The sequence below is a fragment of the Nocardioides panacihumi genome (assembly GCF_039530925.1).
Lineage (GTDB): Bacteria > Actinomycetota > Actinomycetes > Propionibacteriales > Nocardioidaceae > Nocardioides > Nocardioides panacihumi.
The window spans coordinates 1,828,105-1,849,082 of record NZ_BAAAPB010000001.1 but is presented as its reverse complement, the minus strand read 5'-3'; the positions used below and the strand labels follow the sequence as shown (position 1 = coordinate 1,849,082).

Below are 20,978 nucleotides of genomic sequence, written 5' to 3'. Positions count from 1 at the left end.
GAGCAACCACCTCGTACGACGTCCGCGAGGTCTAGACGGTGTACGCCGCCAGCTCGCCGGCCAGCGCCTCGGTCGCCCGGCCCCTGACCAGCGTGCCGTCCGCCGTGTGCTCGAGCACGTCGATCTCGCCCTGCTGGTGGATCTTGTTGACCAGGTCGCCGCGGCTGTAGGGCAGCAGGGCCTCGAACGAGACCGCCGGGTGCGGCAGGTCGGCCTCGACCGCTGCGAGCGCCGCCGCGATCCCCTCGCCGGTGCGCGCGGAGACCGCGACGCTGTGCGGCTCCTCCCGCAGCAGCCGCTGGACGACGTGCGGGTCGGCCGCGTCGATCTTGTTGACGACGACGAGCTCGGGCACGTCCGATGCGCCGATCTCGGCGAAGACCTCACGCACCGCCGAGAGCTGACCCTCGGGGTCGGGGTGTGAGCCGTCGACGACGTGCACGATGAGGTCGGCGTCGGCCACCTCCTCCAGCGTCGAGCGGAACGCCTCGACGAGCTGGTGCGGCAGATGACGCACGAACCCGACGGTGTCGGACACGGTGTAGATGCGGCCGTCGGCGGTCGTCGTACGACGCGTGGTCGGATCGAGCGTCGCGAAGAGCGCATCCTCCACCAGCACGCCGGCGTCGGTCAGCCGGTTGAGCAGCGACGACTTGCCGGCGTTGGTGTAGCCGGCGATCGCGACCGCCGGGATCTGGTGCCGCTGCCGGGACGCCCGCTTGGTGTCGCGGGTGCCCTTCATCTCGCGCAGCTCGCGGTTGAGGCGGGCGATGCGGGTGTTGATGCGGCGGCGGTCGGTCTCGATCTTGGTCTCACCGGGGCCGCGGCCACCGATGCCCGCGCCGCCGGCGACCCGTCCACCGACCTGGCGCGACAGGTTGCCACCCCAGCCGCGCAGACGCTGCTTCATGTAGTTGAGCTGGGCCAGCTCGACCTGCGCCTGACCCTCCTTCGACTTCGCGTGCTGGGCGAAGATGTCGAGGATCAGCGCGGTCCGGTCAACGACCTTGACGCCGGTGCGGTCCTCCAGGTTCCTCAGCTGCGAGGGGGCGAGCTCGCCGTCGCAGATGACCGTGTCTGCGCCGGTGACCTGCACGATCTCCTTGAGCGCCTCCACCTTGCCGCGACCGATGTAGGTGGCCGGGTCCGGCGCCTGGCGGCGCTGGTAGATCGCCTCGAGCACCTCCGAGCCTGCCGTCTCGGCGAGCAGCGCCAGCTCGGCCATGGAGTTCTCCGCGTCCACGATCGCGCCCGACGTCCACACGCCCACGAGCACGACCCGCTCGAGCCGGAGCTGGCGGTACTCGACCTCGGTGATGTCCTCGAGCTCGGTCCGCAGGCTCGCGACGCGCCTCAGCGCGTGCCGCTCGGCGAGCTCCATGGCACCGACAGTGGGGTCGTCCAGGAGCTCCTCGGGATCCTCCCCGGTCACACCGATCTCGACGGGGTCGTCGTCCCAGTCGGCGGTGTCATCGAGCTCGTCGTGGAGATTGAAGTCAGGTGCGTTCGTCATACGGCTCCCAGAGTACGGCGGCACACCAGCGCGCGGCGAACCAATTGAGCGCACAGCACTCCCATCACCCCCGCCTCAGCAGTGGTCTAGTCATTTCGGACTATGCACCCCTGGCCCCTGCGGGGTCACACTCGAGAGATGCCACGGTGCAGCGCCTGACTCCTGGGGGCCGCCGTGACGAGCCGAGGGAGGCAGGCTCGTGAAGACGATCAGATGGACACCGACAGGGCTCTACCGGACGCTCCGCCCGCGGAGCGCCAGACGGGCGGCGTACGTCGTCCTGGCCCTGCTCTTCCTGCTGGCGACCATGCTCGCGATGGCCGGCAAGGCGGCGGATCCGGTCGGCGGCTTCCCGCAGCGGGTGCGGCTGTCGGTGGCCGGCTCGGCCGCGGTCGCCCACGAGTGGGTCGGCGGACGCTACGCGCTCACCGACCTCGACCGCGCGCTCTGGCTCGACGTACCCTTCGCCATCACCTGGGCGCTCATGCTGGCGCTGGCCGTGCCGCTGGCCGGCCGCAACTACCGGACCGTCTCGACGCGCCGGTGGGTCGGGCCGCTCGTGCTCGCCGCCCTCTCGGCCGGCGGGCTCAACGTGCTGGCCGACCTGACGATGCTCGCGCAGATCCACGGGCTGATCGCCTTCGGCTGGCCCCTCGCGGCGGTGGCGTCGTGGGGCGGCTTCCTCATCCTGATCGGCCTGGTCGGCTACGTGACGTTCGGCTTCCTGTCGCGGCTGGTGGGAGAGACCGTGATCGAGGTCCTGCACGAGGCGGACGACCCCGACGAGCAGCCGACGCCCTACTCCTCCGTCGAGGCCCCGCTCGGTCTCGCCTTCTCCGGCGGCGGGATCCGGGCCGCCTCGATCAGCCTCGGAGCGCTGCAGGCGCTCGACGAGGGTGACGGGCGGCTCGGCTGGCGCTCCGCCGACCGGGTCACGGCCGTCTCCGGCGGGTCGTACATGACCGGCGCCTGGAGCGTGTCCCGCACGGCCGGTCGCTTCCGCAAGGACGAGCCGCTCCCCTGGACCGACGAGGAGGACGGCGGGCCGGGCCCCGAGGAGCGGCACCTGCGAGCCAACCTCGGCTACCTGCTGTCCAACACGCCGCGGCGGACCATCCGGGACACGATGACGTCCAAGGCCGACCGCGCCAAGCTGGACCAGGCCGAGCGCACCCCGGGCGTCCTCGCCACGGTGCTCACCGGCATCGTCTTCAACTCGTTCGTCTTCCTGGCCCTGCTGTGGACGAGCGCCCAGCTGGCGGGGTGGGTCTACCGCTGGTACTACGAGCTCACCTGCGCCGACTGGCGCGACAAGGCCGCACTGCAGTTCGCCGACGACCACGGCTGCCTGATCGACTCCGCGCGACCGGGCTGGCCGGTGCTCGGCTGGGTCGCCGTCGGCGTCGTCGCGGTCGTCGCGTGGATCCTGCTCTCCAAGGAGCTCGAGGTGCGCGGCCAGGCGCCCGCCGCGTGGCTGATGGTCCCGAAGTACGTCGGCTACAGCGGTCTCGCCATCGCCGCCTGCCTCGCGGTCATGCTCGCGCTGGTGCCGGCCCTGATGGACCTGCTGTGGCGACCCGTCAGCACCAACAGCGTGCTCACCCACCTCGTCGCACTCGTCGCCTGGCTGGGATCGGGCTCGGCGGTCCTCCGGCTGCTGCGCCGACCGCTGGCGAGCCTGGCGCCGGTCATCGGCGGCGTGCTCTTCGGCGCGGCGCTCGCGTACGTCGGCGTCCTCTGGATGCTCGACGCGATGATCGCCGACCCCGACCGCCGCCACCTCGGCGTGATGGCGGCGTTCGTCATCGGCCTGCTCCTGCTGCACTTCCTCGGCACCATCGAGTTCTGGTCGCTGGCCGCGTTCTACCGCGGGAAGGTCCGCGGGGCGTTCGCGACCTACCGCCGCCGGCCGAGCACCGGCCTCGAGGCGCGCGCCTACGCCAACGGGGGCGCGCGCCGGCCGGGCGTCGTGCCGGAGCCGCTGCTGAGCTCGATGGACCAGCGCGGACCGGGCGGACGAGGCACACCGCTCACCGTGTGCGCCTCGGCGACCGTCACCGGGCGCGGCACCCGTACTCACGCCGGCATCCCCGCGCTCAGCGTGACCTTCGACCCCCGCCACGTCCGTGTCTTCGCCCCGCTCGAGGGCGACGGCAGCTGGAAGCGCTACGAGTGCTCGACCTCCGACATCGAGACCCTGACCCGCCGTGACCGCTGGCCGTGGACCGGCTGGCGACCGCGCCTGACGACGATGTTCGCCGTCGGGCTCTCCGGAGCCGCCGTGTCACCTGCCATGGGCCGCTTCCGGATCGGGCCGATCAGCATGCTGCTGGCGTTCTTCAACGTGCGACTGGGCCTGTGGATCCCCAACCCGCGGTACGCCGGCACGCTGGCCGCCCACGACGTCGCGCTGCCGCGCCCGGGACTGGGCTACCTGCTCAAGGAGTTCATCGGCTTCCACGACCCGAGCGACCTCTACCTCTACGTGACCGACGGCGGGCACTGGGAGAACACCGGCCTGGTGGAGCTGCTGCGCACGAGGATGCTCGACGAGATCGTCTGCGTCGACGCCGACTCGGGGCCGGGCAACACCGCGAAGTCGATCTCGAAGGCGATCGACCTGGCCCAGCTCGAGTGCGCCGCGAACATCTCGATCAACCTCGACGCACTGCGCTCCGATCCGCTGCCGAGCCCCGGGCGCGACTACTCCCGGCGCTCGGTCAACCTCGGCCTGATCCGACGTCGCGTCGACGGCCGGGAGCGGCTCTCGCTGCTCTGGTACTGCAAGCCGGCCCTCACCACCGACATGCCGCCGCAGCTGCTGGCCTACCGCGAGGTCGACCCAACGTTCCCCCGGGTCAGCACCGTCAACCAGTTCTTCCACGTCGCGCAGTTCGCCGCCTACCGGGAGCTGGGGCGCTACAACGCACGCATGATCCAGCGGGCCCGGTCGGTCCTGGCCGAGCGGGTGGCCGACCACGCGTCGTACGAGTCGTTCCGGATGTCCGGCGCGTCCCCGGACGAGACCGACGTCGTCGAGTACGACGACGGCGTGCCCGGCTCGCCCGCCGAGCGCTGGGTGCTCGACGAGCTGATCAGCCTCGTCGAGCAGCTCGGCCGGTCGCGCCCGGGCGCGCCCGACCACCGGGAGTGGATCTACGCCGAGGTGCGGCGCATCCTCGCCACCGACTGGGAGGCCCCGGAGGAGGCGGTCACCGAGCCGTCGCCGGCGTCGGTGCCGACGGCGCCCGCTCCTGCCCCGGCCCCGTGAGGGACGACCGTCCTACTTGGGAGGCATCCTGATGCCGCCGTCGACGCGGATCGTCTCGCCGTTCATGTAGTCGTTGGTGATCAGCTCGATCACCATCGACGCGAGCTCGTCGGGCGCGCCGAGCCGCTTGGGGAAGAGCACGCTCTCCCCGAGCTTGGCCTTGAACGCCTCCGGCTCCGGCACGAACTCGTAGATCGGGGTGTCGATCAGGCCGGGCGCGACGGTGTTGACGCGGATGCCGACGGCGGCCAGGTCGCGCGCGAGCGGCAGGGTCAGGCCGACGATGCCGCCCTTGGACGCGGAGTACGCCGCCTGCCCGATCTGGCCGTCGAACGCCGCCACGCTGGCCAGGTTGACGATCGCGCCGCGCTGGCCGCCGGCGTCCGGCTCGTTGCGGCTCATCACCGTCGCGGCCTGGCGGACCACGTCGAAGGTGCCGATCAGGTTGATCTCGATGACCTTGCGGAAGGCCTCGATCGGGAACGCGCTGTCGATCTGACCGTCGCGCCCGATGGTGCGCACCGCGCTGCCGATGCCGGCGGAGTTCACGCACGCCCTGAGCGGGGCGATCGAGCCCGCCTGCTCGACGGCGGCGGAGATCTGCTCGGTGTTCGTGACGTCGACCTGGGCGAAGACGCCCTTGATCTCGTCGGCGAGCGCCTCGCCCTTGTCGGCCTGCAGGTCGGCGATGATCACCGTCGCGCCCCGGGCGGCCAGGGCGCGGGCGCAGCCGGCGCCGATGCCGCTGGCGCCGCCGGTGACGATCGCGGTGCTGTTGGTCAGATCCATGGGCGGGACTCTAGTAGGGCGTGCTGAGCGGGTACCGTCCCCGGGGTGCGACGCCTCGGACCCCTGCTCCCGCTCCTGCCCCTCCTGCTCAGCGCGTGCAGCGGGTCCGACGCCACGACCCCGGAGCCGCAGGCGCAGGCGTCACTGACCGCCTCGTCCCCGTCGACGGCCGCCCCTTCCAGCTCGACCCCGGCCGCCGCCGACCGGCAGGCGCCCACCGCCATCACGAAGGTGCTCGTCTTCATGGTCGAGAACCACTCGCTCGCGCAGATGCGGTCCGGCATGCCGCGGACCTACGCGTTCGCCGCACGTCACGCCTATGCGACCGGCTACCGCGCGATCCGGCACCCGTCGCTGCCCAACTACATCGCGATCGCGGCCGGCTCCACGCTCGGGGTCTCCGACGACGCCAACCCGTCGTCGCACCGCCTGACCGGTGACAACGTCTTCCGCCAGGCGCTCCGGTCACGGCACACCGCGAAGGTGTACGCGGAGTCGATGCCGGGGCGCTGCGCGCTGACGAGCAGCGGCCGGTACGCCGTACGCCACAACCCCTGGGCGTACTTCTCCGCACCGGCCGACCGCGCCGCCTGCAGGAAGTACGACGTCTCGGCCACCCGGCTCGCCGCCGACTCCGCGGCGGGCACGCTCCCGAACGTGGGCTTCGTGATCCCCGACGTCGTCGACGACGCCCACGACGGCACGCTCGCCCAGGCGGACTCCTGGATCTCGCGTCAGATCGGCACGCTCACCGCCGGCCCCGACTGGAGGTCGGGACGGCTCGCCATCGTCGTCACTGCCGACGAGGACGACCGGCGCAGCGGCAACAAGGTGCTCACCGTCGTGGCGACGAAGGACCAGCCCCGGCGGGTCGTCACCAGCCCGCTGACGCACTACTCGCTGACGGGCTTCCTCGACGACGTCCTCCACGTCGGGCGGCTGCGCAACGCGCGGACCGCGCCGTCGCTCGCGAGGGCGTTCGGCCTGCAGGTCGGCTAGAGGTCGGTCTCCCCGGACGCGACGACCACGGCGGGCCCGGTCAGCAGCACCCGGCCGGCCTCGGTCCAGGTGACCCGCAGCCGGCCACCCGGCACGTCCACGACGTACGTCGAACCGCGGGCCGCGCCGTCCGAGACCATCGCGGCCACCCCGACCGCGCCCGCACCCGTCCCGCAGGAGCGGGTCTCCCCCACGCCACGCTCGTGCACGCGCATCGCGACGTGCTCCTCGCCGACGTGGACGACGAACTCGACGTTGACGCCCTCGGGGTAGAGCGCCTCGTCCCGGTCGGGTGGGTCGAGCAGCCGGCCGACCGGACCGTCGGGGTCCAGCGAGTCGACGAAGGCGACGGCGTGCGGGTTGCCCATGCTGATGTGCTGGGCCGGCCACGTGTGGGCGTCGACGCCGACCTTCGTCTCACCGAGCAGCTCCGCCTCGCCGAGGTCGACGGTCCACTCGACGCCGTCGAAGGTGAGCGTCTTGTCGCCGGCGCGGGTGGCGATCGTGATCCGGTCGCTCGTGTCGGCGCCGCTCTCGCGCAGGAACTGCGCGAACACCCGGGTGCCGTTGCCGCACATCTCGGCGATCGACCCGTCGGCGTTGCGGTAGTCCATGAACCACTCGGCATCGCTGTCGATGCCCGCCGCCGCGGAGCGGATCACCCGGAGCACACCGTCGCCGCCGATGCCGGCCCGCCGGTCGCACAGGGCGCGCACCCGGTCGGCGTCGAGGTCACCGTGGACCGAGCCGGTCGCGTCCGGCAGCAGGACGAAGTCGTTCTCGGTGCCGTGGCCCTTGAGGAAGGCGTAGGCCATCAGTAGAGCCCCTTCCGGTACGCCGGCCCGTAGTAGGCGTCGAGCTCCTCGATCGTCCCGGGGGCGTTCTCGACCTGCTTGGCGATCACCGCGCGCCGGGGCACCCGCGCGTCGGGGGCCCACGTCTCCGGCTGCCACAGCCCGCTGCGCAGGAACGCCTTGGCGCAGTGGAAGAAGACCTCCTCGACGTCGACCACGAGGGCCAGCAACGGGCGGCGGCCGCGGACGGCCATGTCGTCGAAGAACCCCGCGTCCGAGACCAGGCGCGCGCGGCCGTTGACGCGCAGCGTGTCGCCCCGGCCGGGGATGAGGAAGTTCAGCCCGACGTGCGGGTTCGCGAGCACGTTGCGGTAGCCGTCGACCCGCTTGTTGCCCGGCCGCTCGGCGATCGCGATGGTCGTGTCGTCGATGACGTGGACCAGCTGGCCGGCCGGGTCGCCCTTCGGGGACGCGTCGCAGCGCCCGTCGGCGTCCGCGGTCGCGAGCACGCAGAACGGTGTGGCCGCCAGCCAGTCGCGGTCGACCTGGAGCAGTCGGTCACGACCCTTGGTGCGGGCCCGCTCGTTGGGCACGCCGACGAGGTCGACGAGCTCGTCGATGCTGGTGATCTCGGTCCAGGTCGAAGCGGTCACCCGATGATCGTACGGGCGACGGGGTCGTACACGGGTACACCGAAGTCGCTGCTGGACGAGGCGGCCGGACTCAGCCGCGGCGGGTCCGGCCGACTTCGGTGTACCCGTGTACGTGATCGGCGTCGCTACCTGGTGCGCTTCACCACCAGGGCCGAGCCGCCGCCGCGACGGGTCGGCTCGGCCACGGCCGTGAGCAGTCCGCGCCGCCCGATCTCGATCGCCGTCGCGGCCCCGATCTCCTGGGCGCCGGTGAACGTGTCGCCCGAGGCCTGGAGCTGCTGGCCGTAGGGCGCCAGCGCCGCGCCGTACTTGGCGATGAAGGCGGGCTCGGCCGTGCTCACCGCCGTGTTCGTGTTGGAGACGCGCGGCTCGGCCATCGCCTGGGCGATCGTCATGCCGCGGTCGACGCGGTCGAGCAGCAGCTGGGCGACGGTGTTGATGATCGTGGCGCCGCCCGGCGAGCCGAGCGCGAGCCACGGCCGGCCGCCCTTGAGCACGATCGTCGGGGACATCGAGCTTCGTGGACGCTTGAGGGGCTCGATCCGGTTCGGGTCGTGCTCGTCGTAGACGGCGCTGAAGTCCGTCAGCTCGTTGTTGAGCAGGAAGCCGCGACCGGGCACCACGATGCCGGAGCCGCCGGTCTGCTCGATGGTGAGGGTGTACTCGACGACGTTGCCCCACCGGTCGACGACGGTCATGTTGGTGGTCTCGACGTTCTCGGTCTCCGTGCCGGTCGCACCGCGCGCGGCGGGCTGGCCGCACTTCCCGTCGTACGACGTGACGCTGCCGGCCGCGAACGGCTTGTGCGTGGTGTGCTCGTCGAGGGAGCAGGCCCGCTCGGCGGCGTAGGTGTCGCTCAGCAGGTCCTTCAGCGGGACGTGGACAGACCGGGGGTCGCCCACGTAGGCGTTGCGGTCGGCGAACGCGAGCGCGATGGCCTCGAGGTAGTGGTGGTAGAACGCGCCGGCGTCCATGCCGCTCAGGCGGTAGCGCTCGAGGATGTTCAGCGCCTCGCCGACCGTCGAGCCGCCGGAGGACGACGGGGCCATGCCGAAGACCTTGAGTCCGCGGTAGCCGACCTTCGTCGGGCGCCGGTCGATCGTGCGGTAGCGGCGCAGGTCGCGGCGGGTCATCCGGCCCGGCTTCGCCGGCAGCGTCGCGCCCTTCACCTTCGGCGGGTGCTGCACGGTGTGGGCGATCTGGGCGGCGAGCGGGCCGCGGTAGAGCGCGTTCACGCCCTGCCGCGCGATGAGGCCGTAGGTGCGGGCCAGGTCCGGGTTGCGGAACCTGCTGCCCACCGCCGGCGGCTGACCGCCCTTGAGGAAGAGGCGCTTCGTCGGGCGGAACTGGGCGAACCGCTGCTGGTTGTCGGCGGTCTGGTCGTGGAAGGTCTGGTCGACGACGAAGCCGCGTCTCGCCAGCCGGGTCGCGGGCTGCAGCGAGCGGGCCAGGCTACGGGTGCCCCATCGGTCGAGCGCGCGCTGCCAGGTCCTGAGCGTGCCCGGCACGCCGACCGCCACACCGCTGGAGACGCGCTCCGGGGTGAAGCGGTACGGCTGCTTGGTGGCCGGGTCGATGAACGCGTCGTGCCGCATTCGGCGGGGCGCGGTCTCGCGGCCGTCGATCGTGCCGATCCGGTGCGTCCGGGCGTCGTAGTGGACGAAGTAGCCACCGCCGCCGACGCCGGAGCTGTACGGCTCGGTGACCCCGAGCGCCGCGGCCGCGGCGATCGCGGCGTCGACCGCGTTGCCGCCGTCGCGCAGCACCTGCAGGCCGATCCGGGTCGCGTCGGGGTCGACGGTGCTGATCGCCCCGCCGCGGCCGATGCTGGTCGCCACCTTGCGTGGCGGTCTCGCCCGCGCGGTCGCGTGGGCCGCGGCCGGGGCGGCTGCAGCCTGCGCGCCCGCGGGTGAGGACCCGGAGCTGATCAGGGCGGGACTGGTCGAGGTGACGATCGCTACGGCGAGCGCGATGGGGATCCGAGAGCGCATGACAGTCCTAGTGCCCCGGTTTTGCTTTCGCTAACGCCCCCGTGGCCGGCCGCGGGTCGGCGGGGGTAACCGTCTGTTCGGTACAGGGGTAACCGTCAGTTCGATACGCCTCCTGACCGTTGCAAGGGTCAGGAGGTGTATCGAAGTGACGGTTACCTGATCGAACAGACGGTTACCCCGGGGCGCCCCGAGAGACGCGGCGGACGGCGGCGATCGCCTTCTCGACACGGCCGGGGTCGTCGTACGCGACCCAGACGACCCGGGGGTCCTTGCGGAACCACGCGTCCTGACGGCGGGCGAACTGCCGCGTCTTCACGACGGTGCGCAGCTTCGCCTCCTCCAGCGTGAGTACGCCGGCCAGGTGCTGGGCGACCTCGCGGTAGCCGATCGCCGTGGCGGCCGTGCGCGACCCCTCCAGGCCGTGGTCGAGCAGCCGCTCGACCTCGTCGACGAAGCCCGCGTCGAACATCTCGTCGACGCGCTGCGCGATCCGGGCGTCGAGGGTCTCCCGGTCGATGTCGACGCCGACCTGGATCGAGTGCGGGTCGACGTACTCCTGCACGGGGAGGCGCGCACTGAACGGCTCACCGGTGATCTCGACGACCTCCAGCGCTCGCACGATGCGTCGTCCGTTGTCCGGTTCGATGCGTCCCGCCGAGACCGGATCGACCTCGCGCAGACGCTCGAAGAGCGGGCGTACGCCGTGCTCCTCCAGCTCCCGCTCGAGCCGCTGCCGGACCACCGGGTCGGTGCCGGGGAAGTCGAACCGGTCGAGGACGGCGCGGGTGTAGAGCGCGCTGCCTCCGACCAGCACCGGCGTCCTGCCCCGGCCCCGGAGGTCGGCGATCGTGGTGCGGGCGAGGGCCTGGAACTCCGCCACGGTCGCCGGCTCGGTCACGTCGAGGATGTCGAGCAGGTGGTGCGGGATGCCGCGCCGCTGCGTCGAGGGCAGCTTCGCGGTGCCGACGTCCATGCCTCGGTAGAGCTGCATGGCGTCGGTGTTGACGATCTCCCCGCCGAGTCGCTCGGCGAGATCGAGGCTCAGCCCCGTCTTGCCGGCCGCGGTCGCACCGACGACGGCGACGATGGTGGCGTCATGCCCTGCCGTCGTCAGCGTCATGGTCAGTAGTGTTTCAAACCGCTCGGCTCCACTCGCGGAGCCACCGACCCGATGGGGGAACGTCATGAGCTTCCTGGACAAGGCGAAGGACGCGCTGGAGAAGGCCGTCGACAGCCAGGGCGACAAGATCGGCGACGGTCTCGACAAGGCCGCTGAGCTGGCCGACGAGAAGACCGGAGGGAAGTACTCCGACAAGATCGACCAGGGTGCCGACCAGGCGAAGAACGCCCTCGACGGGCTCGACGGCCAGGACGACGACATCCGCTGACCGGCGTCGATCTGCCGGCGTCGATCTGCTAGGACCGATCTGCTGGAACCGATCTGATGGGATAGGCCGCCGTGACCCACGACCGCTTCGTCGTCGTCCCGGCGGCCTACCTGTTCCTGCTGCGTCCGGGCCCTGCCGGCGACGAGGTGCTGCTCCAGCGCCGCGGCCCGGGCGTGCCCTACATGGCCGGCCACTTCGCGGCCGGAGCCGCGGGCCATGTCGAACGCGGCGAGACCGCCTTCGACGCCGTCGCCCGTGAGGCCGCCGAGGAGCTCGGGATCGCACCCGGACCGCTGTCGTTCCTGACCACGATGCAACGCACCCAGGGTGGCGAGGCGATCGACGAGCGCGTCGACTTCTTCTTCACCGCCCGCTCCTGGACGGGCGAGCCGCGGATCAAGGAGCCGGACAAGGCGACCGACCTCGGATGGTTCCCGCTCTCCACCCTCCCGTCGCCGATGGTTCCCCACGAGGAGCTTGTCCTCAGGGCACTCGCCGCGGGTCCCGTGCCGGCGTACCTGGCGCACGGCTTCTGACCTCCCGGGCGAGGACCGCTGAGGCACCCGGGCCCTGAGTGACACGCGAGGCGCCTCACGAGCCACATGCGCCCATCGGACCCCAATCGGTCCGAGGACGATAGCGAGCCGCCGAGCCGGTTACCGGACCCCGCAGGATAGGGAAACGAGCTAGGGAGGAAGAGATGGATCTCGGTCCGCAGCCAGAGCCCGCGGTGGAGCCCGCGGAGCCGGAGCCCGGCGGCCCGGACGCGCCCGGGTACGAGCCTTCGGGAGTCGTCCGCGACATCCGAGCGTCCAACCCGCCGACGCGCAGCGACGACCGCATCGGCATGGGCATCAGCAGCGAGCGGATCGGCCACAGCGGGCCGGGCCAGATCGCGACGGACGGCACCAAGGACACCTCGGTGGACGGCGATGGCGACACCGACGTGCCGGCCGAGCAGCGTCCCGGCAACGTCGAGACCAATCCGAGCGGGATCGAGCCGAAGGCGGGCTACCCCTCCCTCGACCCGAGGTCGAGCGACTAGCTAGCCACAGACCGGGGCGTCCGGCAGAGGGGCGGGTACGCCGACCAGCGGCATCCCGAGCGAGACGCCGGCGGGCGCTGCCGGGGCTGCCTGCCGCGCCTCCCAGGCGTCGCCCGAACGCGTCCGCCGCACCGAGAGCACGGCACCGTCGGCCTCGAGGTAGTGCGGCGCGCCCCGGGTGATCTCGACCGTCACCACGTCGCCGGGTCGGACACCCTCGGCGCCGACCGCTGAGAAGTGGACCAGCCGGTTGTCGGGCGCACGCCCGGAGAGCCGACCGGTCGCCGTGTCGCGCCGACCCTCGCCCTCGGCGACCATCACGTCGAGGACGCGGCCCTCGAGACGCTGGTTCTCCTCCCAGGAGATCTGGTTCTGCAGGGCGGCGAGCCGCTGGTAGCGGTCCGCGACGACGGCCGGTGCGACCTGGTCGGGCAGGTCGGCGGCCGGCGTACCGGGCCGCTTGGAGTACTGGAACGTGAAGGCGCCCGAGAAGCGGGCCTCGCGGACGACCTTGAGGGTCTCCTCGAAGTCCTCCTCGGTCTCCCCGGGGAAGCCGACGATGATGTCGGTCGTGATCGCGGCGTCCGGGATCGCGGCGCGGACGCGCTCGATGATCCCGAGGAACTTCGACTGCCGGTAGGACCGTCGCATGTCCTTGAGCACCTTCGAGGAGCCCGACTGCAGCGGCATGTGCAGCGACGGCATCACGTTCGGCGTCTCGGCCATCGCCTCGATGACGTCGTCGGTGAACTCGGCCGGGTGGGGGCTGGTGAACCGGACCCGCTCCAGGCCCTCGATCTCCCCGCACGCGCGCAGCAGCTTGGAGAACGCCTGCCGGTCGCCGAACTCGACGCCGTAGGCGTTGACGTTCTGCCCGAGCAGGGTGATCTCCGAGACGCCCTCGGCGACCAGCGCCCGGATCTCGGCGAGGATCTCGCCGGGGCGGCGGTCCTTCTCCTTGCCGCGCAGCGACGGGACGATGCAGAACGTGCAGGTGTTGTTGCAGCCCACCGACACCGACACCCAGGCGGCGTACGCCGACTCGCGCCTCGTCGGCAGCGTGGACGGGAAGACGTCGAGCGACTCGAGGATCTCGACCTGCGCCTCCTCCTGCACGCGGGCGCGCTCGAGGAGCACCGGCAGCGAGCCGATGTTGTGGGTGCCGAAGACGACGTCCACCCACGGCGCCTTCTCGGTGATCGTCGCCCGGTCCTTCTGCGCCAGGCAGCCGCCGACCGCGATCTGCATGCCGGGGCGCTGCGCCTTGACCGGCGCGAGGTGGCCGAGGTTGCCGTAGAGCTTGTTGTCGGCGTTCTCCCGCACGGCGCACGTGTTGAAGACGACGACGTCGGCCTGCTCCCCCTCGGGGACGGCTGCGTAGCCCGCGTCCTCCAGCAGCCCGGAGAGTCGCTCGGAGTCGTGGACGTTCATCTGGCACCCGTAGGTGCGGACCTCATACGTGCGCGTCATGACCCTGAAAGGGTACGGCGAGCCGCCGACGCCGCCGGAATCTGCGATCGTGGCCGCATGGCTGGCTGGTCGATCGGCTCCACCGACTCCGTCCTCTCGCTGTGGTCACGAGGCTCCGTGCTGTCGGTCGGCAGCGTGGGGTCGTTCGCGTCGGTCGGGAGCGTCGGGTCGTTCGCGTCGGCGGGCTCGATCGGGTCGTCGATGTCGCTCGGGTCGCTGGGCTCGAACCAGTCGCGCGGCTCGGTCCTCGCGCACCAGTGCGACGGCGCCGTCGCGTCGAGCCAGTCGAGCCGGGCGGTCGGTGGCCGGCGTACGGCGGGGACGTTGCCGCCCTGGACCGTGACCGGCGCAGCCGTCGCGCTGGCCGCGCTCGGCATCGTGGTGCTCGCCGTACGCCGGGGCGGGGGCGGAGTACCCGGTTAACCGGGTACTCCGGAACTTCCGGGGTGTCGTGACACCCAGGAAGTTCCGGAGTTCCCTGGGTGACATGCGCGTCCTGACACGGATCGCCGCCTCCGCGATCGTCGCTCTCCTCTCGTCGAGCTGCGGGTCGGACAACCCGGCGCCCCCGTCCCACGCCGGGCCGGCGGACATCGTCGTCACCTCGAGCGCCTTCGCGGACGGCGGGCTCATCCCGCAGGAGTTCACCTGCCACGGAGCAGGCGCGGCTCCCCCGCTGTCGTGGAGCGGCGTGCCACCTGAGGCGGCCGCGCTGGCGCTGGTCGTCGTGGACCCGGACGCCGGCGACTACTACCACTGGGTCGTCCTCGATCTGCCCGCGTCCTCGACCTCGGTGACCGATCCGGCCTCGGTCACGGCGCGGAACTCGCACGGATCGACCGGATGGACGGCGCCGTGCCCACCGAGCGGGACGCACCACTACCGCTTCACGCTGTACGCACTCGACGCGAAGACCGGGCTGCCCGACGGCACCGACACCGGCGACGCCGTCCACGCGATCGACGAGCACGCGATCGCGCACGGGACGCTGACCGGGCTGGTCAGCTCTTCTTCGGGGTGACCCAGAGGTTGATGGTGCCCTCGATGACGACGACGCCGTCGTCACGGACGCCCCTGACCCGCACGGCGAGGTCGCCGTCCGCGGCGTCCCACTGCTCCTGGTCGGTCTCGGCGATGCAGGTGACACCGCTCGAGGCCTTCGCGGTGTAGGCGACCTCCATCCCCTTCGGGATCCAGCGCTTGTCCGCCGGGATGGTCACCTCGGCGAGCGCGCCCATCGCCATCTCGAGGCCGTTGCACAGCGCGATCGCGTGCACGGTGCCGATGTGGTTGTGGACGCGTCGCCGGTCCCGGATCCGGACGGCCGCGAAGTTGGGGCGCAGCTCGGTCACCAACGGGCGGATGCTCGCGAAGTACGGCGCCTTCTGGCTGAACGTGATCGAGAAGATCCTCCTGCCGATCACCGGCACCCGGGTGGTCGTGGCCCAGAGGGACGCGAGCTGGCTCATGCCGGTGATATTACCGATCGGTAACCTCGTGCACCACCTCGACCCTGTTGCCGAACGGATCCCGGGTGTGGAACCGCTCGAAGCGACCGGTGTTGTAGCGCTGCGACCAGTCGACGCCGAAGCCGCTCGCCTCCAGCCGTTCGGCCAACGCCTCGAGCTCGGCGGTGCTGTCGACCGCGAGAGCCGGGTGGGCCCGCTCGGGCGGCCGCGGGTCGGCCTCGACGCCGAGATGGATCTCCGCACCGCCCTCGCTGCGGAACCACGCGCCGCCGCGCGTCGCGAGCTCGGCCGGCTTGTCGATCTCGGCCAGGCCGAGGCCGTCACGGTAGAAGCGGCGGCCAGCCTCCTCCCCGCCCGCCGGGATGCCGACCTGGACGTGGTGGAGCCTCATGCCCGCGCCGCCTTCCGCACTCCGACCACGAAGACGCGACGGAACGGCAGGACGACCTGGCCGTCGCGGGCAGGGTAGGCGCTGCGGAGCCGTCGCCTCAGCTCGTCCGCGAACCGCTCGAAAAGCTCCTCGGGCAGGGCCGCGCGGGTCGGCAGCAGGCTGGTGCCGCTGATCCAGTCGAAGACCGCGTCCTCGCCCGGGAGCACGTGGAGGTACGTCGTCTCCCAGGCGTCCACCTCGAACCCCTCGGCCCGGAGGACCTCCAGGTAGGCGGCCGGGTCGTGGCTGCCCGGCTTCTGCAGTCCGCGCGTGTGCTCGCGGTAGGGCTCCTCGGCCGCGAGCTCCTCGCGCAGGGCGTGGCTGGGCTCGGTGAAGTTGCCGGGCACCTGGAACCCGAACACCTCGCGAGCCCCGGCCGCCAGGCGCGGCAGCAGCTCGAGGTGCCCCGGCACCCACTGGAAGGTCGCGTTGGAGACGACGACGTCGGCGCTCCCCTGCCAGTCGCGGACGTCGCCGAGCCGCCACTCGATGCCGTCGACCTCGGCACGGGCCCGCTCGATCATCGCCGGGCTGCTGTCGACGCCGGCGATCGCGGCCTCCGGCCACCGCTCGGCGAGCAGGCGGGTGAGGTTCCCCGGGCCGCAACCGAGGTCGACGACACTCGAGGGACTCGTCGCGGGGATGCGGGCGAGCAGCTCGACGAACGGACGCGCCCGCTCGTCGGCGTACGTCAGGTAGCGGTCGGGGTCCCAGGGCTGCGTCATCGTCGCTCCAACTATCTTGATGTCGAGATATCTCTACTGTCCACCCGTCATGTCTCGATGTCAAGAATCTCGATCCGCTAGGCTCGCCGTATGAGGGACGAGGTCGACGACCTGGCGGAGGCGTGGGCGCGTGAGCGCCCGGACCTCGACCTGGCTCCGGTCGCCGTCTTCTCACGCCTGTCGCGACTCTCGCGCCACCTCGACCTGGCCCGGCGCGAGGCGTTCACCGCGCAGGGCATCGAACCCTGGGAGTTCGACGTGCTCGCCGCGCTGCGCAGGGCCGGCGCGCCGTACGAGCTCTCCCCCGGCCGCCTGCTCCGCGAGACCCTCGTGACGAGCGGGACGATGACCAACCGTGTCGATCGGCTGGCGACGCGCGGGTTCGTCGAGCGCTACCCCGACCCGGAGGACCGCCGCGGCGTCCTGGTCCGGCTCACGCCCGAGGGCAAGGAGGCCGTCGACGGCGCGTTCACGGCGCTGCTCGAGGCGGAGCGCGCCTTCCTCACCGACCTCACCGCACGCCAGCAGGGTGACCTCGCCGACCTGCTGCGCAAGCTGCTCGCGCCGTTCAGCTGACGCCGAGATCCGGGTTGTGGTTCGCCGAGAGCCGGGTTGTGGCCCATCGAGAGCCGGGTTCGCGCGGCACCGGTCACAATACGGACCTCGGGACACCACAACCCGGGCGTCGGCGGACCACAACCCGGACCTCGGGACACCACAACCCGGACGTCGGCGGACCACAACCCGGATCTCGGCGAACCACAACCCGGACGTCGGCGGGCTGGCTACTCGAGGAACTCGGCCGCCTCGAGCCACTCCAGCTCGAGGTCCGCCTTCTCCGCGAGGAGTACGTCGAGCTGCTGGCCGAGGACGGCGAGCCGCTCGTAGTCGGCGGTGTGCTCGGCGAGCGCGGCGTTCAGCTCGGCCTCCTGCTCGGCGATGCGGGCGAGCTGCTTGTCGATGCGGGCCATCGTCTTGCGGGCGTTGCGCTCCTCGGCGGACCCGGCCTTGGCCTTCGCGGCCGACGCCGGCGGCGAGGACGGCTGTGCCTGCACGGCTGCTGAGGGCGACGCGACGGATGCGACCGACGCGGCCGGGAGCCGCCGCTCGAGGTACTCGTCGACGCCGCGCGGCAGCATCGAGATCTGGCCGTCCCCGAGCAGGGCCCACATCGAGTCCGTGACGCGCTCCAGGAAGTAGCGGTCGTGGGAGACCACGATGAGCGTGCCCGGCCAACCGTCGAGGAAGTCCTCGAGCACGTTGAGGGTGTCGATGTCGAGGTCGTTGGTCGGCTCGTCGAGGAGCAGCACGTTCGGCTCGGTCAGCAGCAGCTTGAGCAGCTGGAACCGCCGCCGCTCGCCACCGGACAGGTCCCCCAGCCGGGCCGTCAGACGGTCGCCGGTGAAGCCGAAGCGCTCCAGCAACGAGGTGGCGGACAGCTCACGCCCGTCGAGGGTGCGCGTCACCCGCCGGATCGACTCGACCGTGTCCAGCACCCGCGCCTCGGCGTCGACGTCGTCGACGTGCTGGGTGAGGTGGGCCAGGGCGATCGTCCGGCCGTGCCTGACGCGGCCTGCCGACGGCGCGAGCGAGCCGTCGAGCAGGGACAGCACCGACGTCTTGCCGGCGCCGTTGACGCCGACGATCCCGATCCGGTCGCCCGGCCCGATCCGCCAGGTCGCGCGGGACAGCAGGGTGCGCTCGCCACGGGACATGTCGACGTCCTCGACGTCGATGACGTCCTTGCCGAGCCGCTGGGTCGCCATCCGGGACAGCTCGAGGCGGTCCCGGGGCGCGGGCTCGTCCTCGATCAGCTCGTTGGCGGCGTCGATCCGGAACTTCGGCTTCGAGGTGCGCGCCGGGGCACCGCGCCGGAGCCAGGCCAGCTCCTTGCGCATGAGGTTCTGACGACGCACCTCCGAGGCGGCGGCCTGCCGCGAGCGCTCGGCCTTGGCGAGCACGAAGGCGGCGTACCCGCCCTCGTAGATGTCGACCGCGCCGTCGTGGACCTCCCACGTCCACTGACAGACCGCGTCCAGGAACCAGCGGTCGTGGGTGACGACGACCAGCGCGGAGGGCCGGGCGGCGAGGTGGCCCGCGAGCCACGCCACGGCCTCGACGTCGAGGTGGTTGGTCGGCTCGTCGAGCACGATGAGGTCGTGGTCGCCCAGCAGCAGCTCGGCGAGCGCACAGCGGCGGCGCTCGCCGCCGGACAGGCCGAGGACAGGACGGTCGAGCGCCACCCCGGCCAGCAGCACCTCGACGATCTCGCGGGTGCGCGAGTCGGCCGCCCACTCGTGGTCGCTGCGGCCGCCGAGCACGGCCTCGCGGACGGTGTGGGAGTCGACGAGCTGGTCGCCCTGGTGCAGGTAGCCGAGCAGCAGACCCCGCTGCCGCGACACCCGGCCGGTGTCGGGCTGCTCGAGGCCCGTCATCACCTCCAGCAGCGTGGTCTTGCCGTCGCCGTTGCGGCCGACGATGCCGACGCGGTCGCCGATGCCGAGACCGAGCGAGACGTCGGCGAGCAGCGGACGGATGCCGTAGGACTTGGAGACGTGCTCGAGGTTGAGGAGGTTCGCCATGACCTCCTCAGTCTTCCAGAGGGCACCTCACAACAGAGAGACGACGTGACAGCCGGCGACGGGCGCCGGGGCGAGCCAGTGCAGGACGCCGGCGTCGGTGAGCTCGGCTGCGCCCGCGCGGGCACGGTCCACGTCGTCGTACATCACCAGGTGGGTCGGCCCCGAGCCGGAGAGCAGCACCGCATCGGCACCGAGCGCGTCCAGCCGGGCGCGGAGCTCGACGAGGTCGGGCCGCAGGTCGTACGCCGCGGCCGCCAGGTCGTTCGACAGCGCGGCCGCGACCGCCGCCGGCTCGCCCGCGGCGAGGGCGTCGAGCAGCGCGTCCGGGACCACCGGGTCGGCCGCCGTGACGACACCGCGCTCGGCGAGGACGTCGAAGTGGCGGTAGACGCCGGGCGTCGGCAGGCCGATCTCGTGCGGGACGACGATCCACCACAGCTCGGTGGCGTCCGGGACGGGCGTCACCAGCTCGCCGCGGCCGGAGCCGATCGCGGTGCCGCCGATCAGTGCGAAGGGCACGTCGGAGCCGAGCGTGGCGGCGATGGCCAGCAGCTCCTCGTCGGAGGTCTCGAGACCCCAGAGCCGGTCGAGCGCGACGAGGGTCGCGGCGGCGTCGGCGGACCCGCCGGCCATCCCGCCGGCCACGGGGATGCCCTTGTGGATCTCGATGTGCGCGGTCTGCGCGAGGCCGTGGTGGGCGGCCAGAGCCAGGCCGGCGCGGACCGCGATGTTGGTGTCGTCACCGGGTACGGCGGTCAGGTCGATGCCCGAGTCGCCCACGGTGCGCACCGACCAGTCCTCGCCGTCGGTGACCGTGACGTCGTCGTAGAGCCCGATGGCCTGGTAGATCGTCTGCAGCGGGTGGAAGCCGTCAGCGCGCACCGGTCCGACACCGAGGTGCAGGTTGATCTTCGCGGCCGCCCTGACGGTCACCGCGCTGCTCTGCGGCTCGGCGAGGAGGCTCACCCGAGCTCCTCGGCGATCCGCACGAAGTCATCGATGCCGAGCGACTCGCCCCGGGCGAGCGGGTCGACACCCGCCCTCACCAGCGCAGCCTCGACCTGCTGCCCGTCGCCACCGGCGAGCTCTCGCAGGGCACCGCGGAGCGCCTTGCGCCGATGGGCGAACGCCGCGTCGACGACGGCGAAGACCCGTTCGCGGGACACGGTCGTGGCCGGCGGCTCGCGGTGGGCCCAGTAGACGAGGCCGCTGTCGACGTTCGGGGCCGGCCAGAAGACGTTGCGGCCGATGGCACCGGCACGGCGTACGTCGGCGAACCAGGCGGCCTTCACGCTGGGGATGCCGTAGACCTTCGACCCCGGCTTGGCGGCCAGCCGGTCGGCGACCTCGGACTGTACCATGACCAGTCCGTGCCGCAACGACGGCAGCAACGTCATCAGGTGCAGCAGGACCGGGACGGAGACGTTGTAGGGCAGGTTCGCGACGAGCGCGGTCGGCGGCGGCCCCGGGACCTCCGTGACTCGCAGCGCGTCCGCGAGGACCACCTCGAAGGACGCCGACTGGTCAGGAGCGAACTCGGCGATGGTGCGCGGCAGCCGCTCGGCGAGCAGCGGGTCGACCTCGATCGCGGTGACGCGGCCGACGACCTCGAGAAGCGCGAGCGTGAGCGATCCGAGCCCCGGCCCGACCTCGACGACGACGTCGTCGGGGCCGACACCGGACTCCCGCACGATCCGGCGGACGGTGTTGGGGTCGATGACGAAGTTCTGCCCACGCTGCTTGGTCGGCCGCAGGTCGAGCTCGGCCGCGAGCGCCCGGACCTCCGCCGGTCCGAGCAGGCGGGGGGCTGTCGCAGGCATGGGGATCACCCTATCGACCGCGCAGTGACCCACCCCATC

21 protein-coding genes are annotated in these 20,978 nt (G+C 72.0%); 8 read left to right on the top strand and 13 right to left on the bottom strand.

Features of this window, described 5'->3' with window-relative positions; all coding sequences use genetic code 11:
• Window positions 1–31 precede the first annotated feature (31 nt).
• Complete coding sequence (hflX, locus tag ABD205_RS08730; RefSeq protein ID WP_344044359.1) at window positions 32–1,513, bottom strand: GTPase HflX; 1,482 nt, start codon at window positions 1,511–1,513, stop codon at window positions 32–34.
• Between the two features lie 199 nt (window positions 1,514–1,712).
• Between hflX and ABD205_RS08725 the strand changes: the two genes are divergently transcribed.
• A complete protein-coding gene (locus tag ABD205_RS08725) occupies window positions 1,713–4,784 on the top strand; it encodes a patatin-like phospholipase domain-containing protein (protein WP_344044358.1) in 3,072 nt (1,023 codons plus the stop codon).
• Between the two features lie 12 nt (window positions 4,785–4,796).
• Here the strand turns inward: ABD205_RS08725 and ABD205_RS08720 are convergent, their stop codons facing one another.
• A complete protein-coding gene (locus ABD205_RS08720) occupies window positions 4,797–5,573 on the bottom strand; it encodes an SDR family oxidoreductase (protein WP_344044357.1) in 777 nt (258 codons plus the stop codon).
• A gap of 45 nt (window positions 5,574–5,618) precedes the next feature.
• Here ABD205_RS08720 and ABD205_RS08715 point away from each other — a divergent pair, with 45 nt between their 5' ends.
• Window positions 5,619–6,572, top strand: a complete 954-nt coding sequence (locus ABD205_RS08715) for an alkaline phosphatase family protein (protein ID WP_344044356.1) — start codon at window positions 5,619–5,621, stop codon at window positions 6,570–6,572.
• Here ABD205_RS08715 and dapF read toward each other — a convergent pair.
• From dapF to miaA, 4 genes are all read right to left on the bottom strand, one after another.
• Entirely contained in the window at window positions 6,569–7,387 is an 819-nt protein-coding gene (gene dapF / locus ABD205_RS08710; RefSeq protein WP_344044355.1) for a diaminopimelate epimerase, read from the bottom strand. The two genes, ABD205_RS08715 and dapF, sit on opposite strands and share 4 nt — an antisense overlap.
• Window positions 7,387–8,019, bottom strand: coding sequence for a pyridoxamine 5'-phosphate oxidase family protein (locus ABD205_RS08705; protein ID WP_344044354.1), 633 nt, complete (start codon window positions 8,017–8,019; stop codon window positions 7,387–7,389). The genes dapF and ABD205_RS08705 overlap by 1 nt, the downstream gene beginning before the upstream one ends.
• Window positions 8,020–8,144: 125 nt before the next feature.
• On the bottom strand, window positions 8,145–10,010 hold the full coding sequence (gene ggt / locus ABD205_RS08700) for a gamma-glutamyltransferase (RefSeq protein WP_344044353.1): 1,866 nt from the start codon (window positions 10,008–10,010) through the stop codon (window positions 8,145–8,147).
• Window positions 10,011–10,182: 172 nt separating this feature from the next.
• Window positions 10,183–11,130, bottom strand: a complete 948-nt coding sequence (gene miaA, locus ABD205_RS08695; RefSeq protein WP_344044352.1) for a tRNA (adenosine(37)-N6)-dimethylallyltransferase MiaA — start codon at window positions 11,128–11,130, stop codon at window positions 10,183–10,185.
• A gap of 64 nt (window positions 11,131–11,194) precedes the next feature.
• Here miaA and ABD205_RS08690 point away from each other — a divergent pair, with 64 nt between their 5' ends.
• The 3 genes from ABD205_RS08690 (at window position 11,195) to ABD205_RS08680 (ending at window position 12,443) form a co-directional block, all read left to right on the top strand.
• The gene (locus tag ABD205_RS08690; protein ID WP_344044351.1) at window positions 11,195–11,398 is read left to right on the top strand and encodes an antitoxin; all 204 of its coding nucleotides are present in this window, start codon (window positions 11,195–11,197) and stop codon (window positions 11,396–11,398) included.
• Window positions 11,399–11,469: 71 nt separating this feature from the next.
• A complete protein-coding gene (locus tag ABD205_RS08685) occupies window positions 11,470–11,934 on the top strand; it encodes an NUDIX domain-containing protein (RefSeq protein ID WP_344044350.1) in 465 nt (154 codons plus the stop codon).
• Window positions 11,935–12,098: 164 nt separating this feature from the next.
• The gene (locus ABD205_RS08680; protein WP_344044349.1) at window positions 12,099–12,443 is read left to right on the top strand and encodes a hypothetical protein; all 345 of its coding nucleotides are present in this window, start codon (window positions 12,099–12,101) and stop codon (window positions 12,441–12,443) included.
• Here the strand turns inward: ABD205_RS08680 and miaB are convergent, their stop codons facing one another.
• Window positions 12,444–13,913, bottom strand: a complete 1,470-nt coding sequence (gene miaB, locus ABD205_RS08675) for a tRNA (N6-isopentenyl adenosine(37)-C2)-methylthiotransferase MiaB (RefSeq protein WP_344044348.1) — start codon at window positions 13,911–13,913, stop codon at window positions 12,444–12,446.
• Between the two features lie 57 nt (window positions 13,914–13,970).
• On the opposite strand from miaB, the gene ABD205_RS08670 reads away from it, so the two are divergent.
• Complete coding sequence (locus ABD205_RS08670; protein ID WP_344044347.1) at window positions 13,971–14,336, top strand: hypothetical protein; 366 nt, start codon at window positions 13,971–13,973, stop codon at window positions 14,334–14,336.
• A 64-nt stretch (window positions 14,337–14,400) separates the two neighbouring features.
• The gene (locus tag ABD205_RS08665) at window positions 14,401–14,934 is read left to right on the top strand and encodes a YbhB/YbcL family Raf kinase inhibitor-like protein (RefSeq protein WP_344044346.1); all 534 of its coding nucleotides are present in this window, start codon (window positions 14,401–14,403) and stop codon (window positions 14,932–14,934) included.
• Here the strand turns inward: ABD205_RS08665 and ABD205_RS08660 are convergent.
• From ABD205_RS08660 to ABD205_RS08650, 3 genes are read right to left on the bottom strand one after another with little or no spacing between them, the layout of a single operon-like run.
• A complete protein-coding gene (locus tag ABD205_RS08660; protein WP_344044345.1) occupies window positions 14,915–15,382 on the bottom strand; it encodes a hotdog fold domain-containing protein in 468 nt (155 codons plus the stop codon). The two genes, ABD205_RS08665 and ABD205_RS08660, sit on opposite strands and share 20 nt — an antisense overlap.
• Before the next feature lie 10 nt (window positions 15,383–15,392).
• Window positions 15,393–15,773, bottom strand: a complete 381-nt coding sequence (locus tag ABD205_RS08655; RefSeq protein WP_344044344.1) for a VOC family protein — start codon at window positions 15,771–15,773, stop codon at window positions 15,393–15,395.
• Entirely contained in the window at window positions 15,770–16,537 is a 768-nt protein-coding gene (locus tag ABD205_RS08650; protein ID WP_344044343.1) for a methyltransferase domain-containing protein, read from the bottom strand. The genes ABD205_RS08655 and ABD205_RS08650 overlap by 4 nt, the downstream gene beginning before the upstream one ends.
• A gap of 90 nt (window positions 16,538–16,627) precedes the next feature.
• Here ABD205_RS08650 and ABD205_RS08645 point away from each other — a divergent pair, with 90 nt between their 5' ends.
• Window positions 16,628–17,113 (top strand): MarR family winged helix-turn-helix transcriptional regulator, encoded by a 486-nt coding sequence (locus ABD205_RS08645; RefSeq protein WP_344044342.1) that lies wholly within the window; start codon window positions 16,628–16,630, stop codon window positions 17,111–17,113.
• A 209-nt stretch (window positions 17,114–17,322) separates the two neighbouring features.
• Here ABD205_RS08645 and ABD205_RS08640 read toward each other — a convergent pair whose 3' ends face one another.
• From ABD205_RS08640 to rsmA, 3 genes are read right to left on the bottom strand one after another with little or no spacing between them, the layout of a single operon-like run.
• Window positions 17,323–19,119 carry an ABC-F family ATP-binding cassette domain-containing protein gene (locus tag ABD205_RS08640; protein WP_344044341.1) on the bottom strand — a complete coding sequence of 599 codons (1,797 nt, stop codon included), beginning with the start codon at window positions 19,117–19,119 and terminating at the stop codon, window positions 17,323–17,325.
• Between the two features lie 27 nt (window positions 19,120–19,146).
• On the bottom strand, window positions 19,147–20,085 hold the full coding sequence (locus tag ABD205_RS08635; RefSeq protein ID WP_344044339.1) for a 4-(cytidine 5'-diphospho)-2-C-methyl-D-erythritol kinase: 939 nt from the start codon (window positions 20,083–20,085) through the stop codon (window positions 19,147–19,149).
• Window positions 20,082–20,939, bottom strand: a complete 858-nt coding sequence (rsmA, locus tag ABD205_RS08630) for a 16S rRNA (adenine(1518)-N(6)/adenine(1519)-N(6))-dimethyltransferase RsmA (RefSeq protein WP_344044338.1) — start codon at window positions 20,937–20,939, stop codon at window positions 20,082–20,084. The genes ABD205_RS08635 and rsmA overlap by 4 nt, the downstream gene beginning before the upstream one ends.
• Window positions 20,940–20,978: the final 39 nt, after the last annotated feature.

Excerpts from the sequence above, each read along its gene's own strand:
- hflX (WP_344044359.1), bottom strand. The coding sequence starts at position 1,513 with ATGACGAACGCACCTGACTTCAATCTCCACGACGAGCTCGATGACACC.
- ABD205_RS08720 (WP_344044357.1), bottom strand. The coding sequence starts at position 5,573 with ATGGATCTGACCAACAGCACCGCGATCGTCACCGGCGGCGCCAGCGGC.
- dapF (WP_344044355.1), bottom strand. The coding sequence starts at position 7,387 with ATGGCCTACGCCTTCCTCAAGGGCCACGGCACCGAGAACGACTTCGTC.
- ggt (WP_344044353.1), bottom strand. The coding sequence starts at position 10,010 with ATGCGCTCTCGGATCCCCATCGCGCTCGCCGTAGCGATCGTCACCTCG.
- miaA (WP_344044352.1), bottom strand. The coding sequence starts at position 11,130 with ATGACGCTGACGACGGCAGGGCATGACGCCACCATCGTCGCCGTCGTC.
- ABD205_RS08690 (WP_344044351.1), top strand. The coding sequence starts at position 11,195 with ATGAGCTTCCTGGACAAGGCGAAGGACGCGCTGGAGAAGGCCGTCGAC.
- ABD205_RS08680 (WP_344044349.1), top strand. The coding sequence starts at position 12,099 with ATGGATCTCGGTCCGCAGCCAGAGCCCGCGGTGGAGCCCGCGGAGCCG.
- miaB (WP_344044348.1), bottom strand. The coding sequence starts at position 13,913 with ATGACGCGCACGTATGAGGTCCGCACCTACGGGTGCCAGATGAACGTC.
- ABD205_RS08670 (WP_344044347.1), top strand. The coding sequence starts at position 13,971 with ATGGCTGGCTGGTCGATCGGCTCCACCGACTCCGTCCTCTCGCTGTGG.
- ABD205_RS08665 (WP_344044346.1), top strand. The coding sequence starts at position 14,401 with ATGCGCGTCCTGACACGGATCGCCGCCTCCGCGATCGTCGCTCTCCTC.
- ABD205_RS08660 (WP_344044345.1), bottom strand. The coding sequence starts at position 15,382 with ATGAGCCAGCTCGCGTCCCTCTGGGCCACGACCACCCGGGTGCCGGTG.
- ABD205_RS08655 (WP_344044344.1), bottom strand. The coding sequence starts at position 15,773 with ATGAGGCTCCACCACGTCCAGGTCGGCATCCCGGCGGGCGGGGAGGAG.
- ABD205_RS08650 (WP_344044343.1), bottom strand. The coding sequence starts at position 16,537 with ATGACGCAGCCCTGGGACCCCGACCGCTACCTGACGTACGCCGACGAG.
- ABD205_RS08645 (WP_344044342.1), top strand. The coding sequence starts at position 16,628 with ATGAGGGACGAGGTCGACGACCTGGCGGAGGCGTGGGCGCGTGAGCGC.
- ABD205_RS08640 (WP_344044341.1), bottom strand. The coding sequence starts at position 19,119 with ATGGCGAACCTCCTCAACCTCGAGCACGTCTCCAAGTCCTACGGCATC.
- rsmA (WP_344044338.1), bottom strand. The coding sequence starts at position 20,939 with ATGCCTGCGACAGCCCCCCGCCTGCTCGGACCGGCGGAGGTCCGGGCG.